4 protein-coding genes are annotated in these 5,753 nt (G+C 51.1%); all 4 read left to right on the top strand.

All coding sequences use genetic code 11. The features are described 5' to 3' along the window. Positions 1–1,189: 1,189 nt before the first annotated feature. The 4 genes from OQZ28_RS17055 to OQZ28_RS17040 all read left to right on the top strand — a co-directional run bounded on the left by OQZ28_RS17055 (position 1,190) and on the right by OQZ28_RS17040 (position 5,650). Positions 1,190–2,212 carry a ParA family protein gene (locus OQZ28_RS17055; RefSeq protein ID WP_025440117.1) on the top strand — a complete coding sequence of 341 codons (1,023 nt, stop codon included), beginning with the start codon at positions 1,190–1,192 and terminating at the stop codon, positions 2,210–2,212. Continuing rightward, positions 2,212–3,093 carry a ParB/RepB/Spo0J family partition protein gene (locus tag OQZ28_RS17050; protein WP_010517477.1) on the top strand — a complete coding sequence of 294 codons (882 nt, stop codon included), beginning with the start codon at positions 2,212–2,214 and terminating at the stop codon, positions 3,091–3,093. The genes OQZ28_RS17055 and OQZ28_RS17050 overlap by 1 nt, the downstream gene beginning before the upstream one ends. 90 nt (positions 3,094–3,183) lie before the next feature. Further along, complete coding sequence (locus tag OQZ28_RS17045) at positions 3,184–4,002, top strand: replication initiator protein A (RefSeq protein WP_010511482.1); 819 nt, start codon at positions 3,184–3,186, stop codon at positions 4,000–4,002. Positions 4,003–5,200: 1,198 nt separating this feature from the next. Then, positions 5,201–5,650 (top strand): hypothetical protein, encoded by a 450-nt coding sequence (locus OQZ28_RS17040; RefSeq protein ID WP_458136679.1) that lies wholly within the window; start codon positions 5,201–5,203, stop codon positions 5,648–5,650. The last annotated feature ends 103 nt before the right edge of the window (positions 5,651–5,753 follow it).

Raw genomic sequence — 5,753 nt, 5'->3', positions numbered from 1 at the left:
GCGGCGAAGGTCAGCAGACAGGGCTCGGGTCATACGGGCCGGCCTCCATACCGGCACATAGTATGAATCAGATTTCGACCAGTATGGGAATCTTAAAATGAACCTATTAGATCAGATTATGCTCTAGTTCAAAGCAAAACGGCATATGTAGCAGCGTGACCTATCTCTCACTTCTTTCATGCCTTGAAAAAGAACGTCGATGATCCGCTTGTACCGTATCGTCATCTCCACATGATTAACAGGTCGGCCTCCTGAACATTTGAGGATGAGCGCCATGGCAGCGTCCTGGTCTATCCCGATGCTGCGATCCGTCTTGCTGTCATAGGCTAGAGCCGCCAAGGTGCGGCAATGCTCAGTCTTACCATGTCCAGCGAACGTCTCACTGCAGCGAGTACGTTCCATGACGATCTTTCGGATGAAACGTCGGCCACATGAAGACAGCGGAATTGGTTGCTGCCCCCTCATCGACATAGCACGCCTTGCGATCGCTCGTAGTGGACGATGAGGAAAAACGACGCATTATCCAAGTCCCCAGTCAGGGTGAATGCATGTTCGATAGGTTTCCTGAACTTGGGGGGAGTGCAATCAAGGAACCGACCACGATCTCGATGACCAACGACGTCCAGAACCACTGCTCATAAAAATCCGGTACGCGCCATCTGATGTTCTGACGTCCGAACATCAGCATCTGCTCCAATGCCCTGAAGTTCACGCATTTTGCGATGGAATGTATTACTCCCATCCAAGAATGATCTTACAAATTCCGCCTGAGAATGTTCTGACGTCCGAACATTGAGCATAAGGATGAACTAGAACCAGAAGACTATCGTAACACGTCGCACAGCAAAATATCATCCTCCATTATATCTTTGATCGCTATCTCCTCGGCTGATTTATGCCTCGTTTTAATGATTCGTCCGCTTTGACAAAGCCTCATTCAAGACACAAGTAATCTATAACATGGTCCTAAGTTGCCACTTCAGTCATGCCGCACCTGGGCCGGATTAGATGTTTGACGAGAAGCAGGCAACATTGATCGTATCTCTCGAAGACCAATTTAGGGCTTCATATCAGCCCATATGCCGTCGATTTTTTCCTTGACAAGAAAGACTGATAACAATCAACATCAACCATCATCGTTGACGTTGATGCTATTTTACGCATCAAAAGTCTGTCTGGGGAAGCCATAATGAACGGTCAAACATTTCGAAATAGCCGACTGACTTTGCGATTAAGTCAGGCCGACATCAAAGATGAACTCAACCGCAGACTTGGCCGAAGCTATGATAAGCCCAAGATTAGCCGGTGGGAAAACGATAAAGAACCAATCCCGGATGATGTCGCCGAGGTGATACGTAATATGGCTGGCGCAGTTCAAGATTCTGCAAGAATACTTGTGCTGGCAAACCAAAAAGGCGGCGTTGGGAAAACAACGTCATCGCTCAACCTCGCATACGCGTTGTCATCACTGGGAGGGCGCGTTCTTCTCATTGATATGGATCCACAAGCCACAGCTACAGCCGGGATACTCGCTGGCGCCAGTGTTGAACTTTATCATCAAGGCAAAACGACCGCTCACCTCATCCTTGGTGGAAAACCCCTTTCTGAGATCGTGGTTGCGGCGGGCACGCTACCAGACGGACGCGAACTGCCTTTCGATTTCATCGCCAGCCATATTGACCTAGCCGAAACGGACGGCCGGAGAGAACCCGGTTTTGACGCCGCGCTACGGGAAGCCATTGATCCTGTCCGTGAGGACTACGACTGGATCGTGATCGATGCACCTCCCAATCTCGGCATGCTTACATGGATGAGCCTTGCTGCTGCCGATGATGCAATTGTCCCTGTGAGAACCGAGCCTTACGACACAATGGGCGTTGGCCTGATTATCGGCACCATCGGCAAGATCCAGCGTCGTCTGAATCCAGGGCTTCGACTCCTTGGTATTTTACCGACCCAATATAACGCACGCAAATCTGTGGACCGCGAAGTCCTTCAACACTTATGTTCCATGATGAAAGACCGCGCTCCAGTTCTGGAACCCGTGCCTTCAAGCGCTGTGTACGGTCATGCTGCACGCGCAGGCAGGATTGCGTTGGAGTCCTCTTCTTCAGCAGCCGCAACGGCACCATACCTTCGACTGGCACAAGCACTCCAAACGAAGACAGATTTTCCGCTTGCAGATATCGAACAGCCTGAAAGTAATGCGTGATGGCAACCCGACGCAAAACAAAAGCCCCGTCTCCTATTCTCGGCGTAGCCGCTGGTCTCATTGACGACGCCAGCAACAGTTTTGTTCGCCAGGACGGAAAATTTCGACATACATTCGAAGTTCCTTTGACAGAAGTGGCGCCAGATCCGGACCAACCGCGAAAAAGTTTCGACGACGAGAGTATCGCAGCACTAGCAGAAACCATGGTCGCTGAAGGACAGCTTCAACCCATTCTTGTACGTCGTGTCACGAACTCACAATCCGACAAACGATGGGTCATAGTCGCGGGCGAACGCCGTTGGCGAGCAGCGCAACATGCTGGCTGGTCCAGCATGCTTGCAATTGAACACGACGGTGATGCTGAAGTCGCAGCGCTCATTGAGAACCTTCAGAGAGTGGACCTAAACCCTCTGGAAGAAGCAACCGGCATCCAACGACTGATTGAAAAAAGAGGCTGGAACCAGAGCCAGGCAGGTGAAGTTCTTGGAAAAAGTCGCGGCGAAATTAGCTCTATCCTGAAAATCCTGACGCTCCCAACCGATATCCTTGAAGAGTTGACGTCAGAGCGAGGTGTGGCACGAAATACCCTTGTGGAACTCGCACGAGTCCCGGATCCTGTGAGACAACAAGAGCTCATTGAACAAGCCAGAACCGGACAACTCACAGTAAAAGCTATTCGACTGGGTCGAGCTGACCTCGAACGGCCAGAATCCGCACCGACCCGCAAACCTTCTGGATTTACGTTTACATCCGTAGACAGGATGGCCCAGCGTCTAAGTGAAGTCCGTGCCCAACAACTCCCGCTTAATTCGGAAGACCGTGAACGCTTGCGAAGACTCCGGGCCGAGATTGATCAGGTGCTGGGTGATGAAAATACGTAACACTGACGAGAGAATCATTGACCCTGGCTGTATTAACCGGTTTGTTTGCATTCGGAACATCGCGCACAAAAGGCAAGGCTGGGGTAGATAATGGCTAGCAACGAAGCTGACCTGTTTGTCGACTCCCTAATAGGGGCTCCGTTAAAGGATGACAGAGCCCTTATGGAATATCCGTTCTTCAGCATCCAGAAGCAACCGCGCATGGAGCCTCTGGTATATGACGACGGGAAAATACAAATTACCATAGAACCTGGCCCAAAAGGGCTTGCGACGATTTGGGATAAAGACATACTTCTTTATGTCGTCTCTCTTATCAATGAACGCATTGAGCGAGGAATGACTGTCGACCATACAGTCCGCTTCGCTGCGCATGATCTCCTGCGCGTCACCGGTCGAGGAACAGGTAAGCGCAGCTACGACCTTTTGCTCGATGCGCTTCATCGTCTGAGATCTACAAATATCATGACAACCATCGAATCTGCAGACGAACGCGACCGGCGCGGGTTTGGCTGGATAGAGACATGGCGCGTAGTCGAGCGGAAAACATCGACTGGACGTAAAATTATGGCAGCCATTGAAATTACGCTCAATGACTGGATGTTTCGTGCCCTCGTCAAGGAACGCAGGGTGCTGACAATTAACCCCACTTATTTTAGTCTCGATAGTGGCCTGGGGCGCCGTATTTATGAAATCGGACGAAAGCATCTTGGTAACCAGGAAATATGGAAAATTAGTCTAGATAAACTCGCCAAGAAAATCGGTACTACACGCGAATTACGATTTTTCAAAAGAGATCTTCTCAAAATTATAGGCGATGACGTTATCCCCGATTATCAGCTATCCCTCGAAGTAGGTCCAAGGGGAGGGCGTCCCGTAGTGATTTTTGAACATCGAGAATCACAATCTTAGCGATAAAATATGAGCAGGACATGTGCGCGATGTTCCGAACCATGAGACGCTGTCGCGTTTGTTTTCCTAGGCTGCTGTGAAGCGCAAAATACCTAAGATATCAAGCCTGCTACTTATCGGATGCCATAACTTGTCATCGCCCAAGGAATCACACGCACGGACGTCCGAACGCCAGAGACCTACCTTAAACGTGCGCGATGTTCCGAATTCATGGCGTTTGGGCAGAGACTGCGCCTCGTAAACACCTTGGGCAACTATCGGCGTGAACTTGATGACCGAATTAGCAAGGTGAAGATCGTTAATGTGCGCGATATTCCGAATATCTGGCCTAATGCCTTTTCCGGCGTGCGCGATATTCCGAAGTTTTCTCTTCCCTATATCCATTCTCAAGAATTGGAGGCCTGTTGCAGTTGTTCTTGACGGTCGCAAAGTATGCCTTCTGCCCTGTCGACGATGATTACTCCCATTATTCACAGCAACGCGATTCTCGTTCGGAATATCACGCACGTCTTATCGGAACATCGCGCACATCCCAACGGAATATCGCGCACGCTTTCTTTCGGAATATCGCGCACGCCTTATCGGAACATCGCGCACAGAAACAGGCCCTAACCAAATGATATTAAACGCGCTTTTCGGCCTTTAACTTTTTAACAGTTTAAAAATAACCTTCTAACTCGACCGTTGGGGATAAGTCTGCCTTCCTTGCATTCCATCTTCAGTTCGCGCTAAGACGCATTACCTTCCGGTATGTAAGCAGCAGCTTTCCCCCCTTGAAGAAGCAGCTTATTCGACGTTGAATTAACGTCGCAATCTCTGCAACTACACCAATCGAGAAACACCCCTTTAGGGATATGATTTAGATTCGAGAATCCAAAAGCTAATAAACCGAGAATAAAAAGCCATAATAGAAATATAAGCCAGTATGTAAAAGCACCAGATCGACCAGCACGCCGCAAGGGGCGGCTCCTCCCCGTGCTCGGCGTCTGCGTCGCCTGCGCGCGGGTCCGGTGCTGCCGCTACGCGGCACCCTTGCCCCGCACCGCCCGACCCGGTTGCAATGAGAGCTGAAGGAAAGAGTAATCAGGCGACACAACCTGATTAGCACGCCCGTTCCTGACATCCCGAAAACCTGACCCGGAAACATCCCGGCCTGCAGAAGCAGCACCGGGCGCCGGCGTTTGTACGGAGCACGGCCATGTCGTTCCAGCTCAACCTCTTCGGCACAACCGCTCTCGCAGAAACCCAGAACGACCTTTTCTGGGGCGAACTTGAAGGCGAAGATGGCTCGCCCCCTGTCTTGCCGGCCGCGATGGCCCTTCCCAAGATCGACTTTCATATGGTGGCCGACCGAGGCCTCGCTGACACCTGGAAACAGCGGGCTCGTGACAATGCACTGGCTATCGCGCTGCTCAAGGAGATTGAAGAAGCAGACCGAAACGCCTCTTCCCCCGAACAGATCATCCTGTCACGCTTCATTGGCTTTGGAGCAGGAGAACTGGCGAACAACCTGTTTCCGTCCGGAAGCGATAGCGCCCGCCCAGGCTGGGAAGAAATTGGCGAAGCGATCCATGCCTCCACAACAGACGTTGAAAGGGCAGGACTGAAACGCGCGACACAATATGTGTTAAGCGGCATGGAAAAGTGACCCCTTCGGAAGGGGGACAGGCAGCCAAAAACGACCCCTTTCTGAGAAACGGGTTCACGATGGCCTTCATGCTGAATGGAGGCCCGGTTTGGGATGCTTGTTG

This window comes from Komagataeibacter sp. NFXK3 (genome assembly GCF_054182245.1).
Note: the sequence above shows the minus strand (reverse complement) of the source record. Positions and strands in the feature narration are given on the sequence as shown.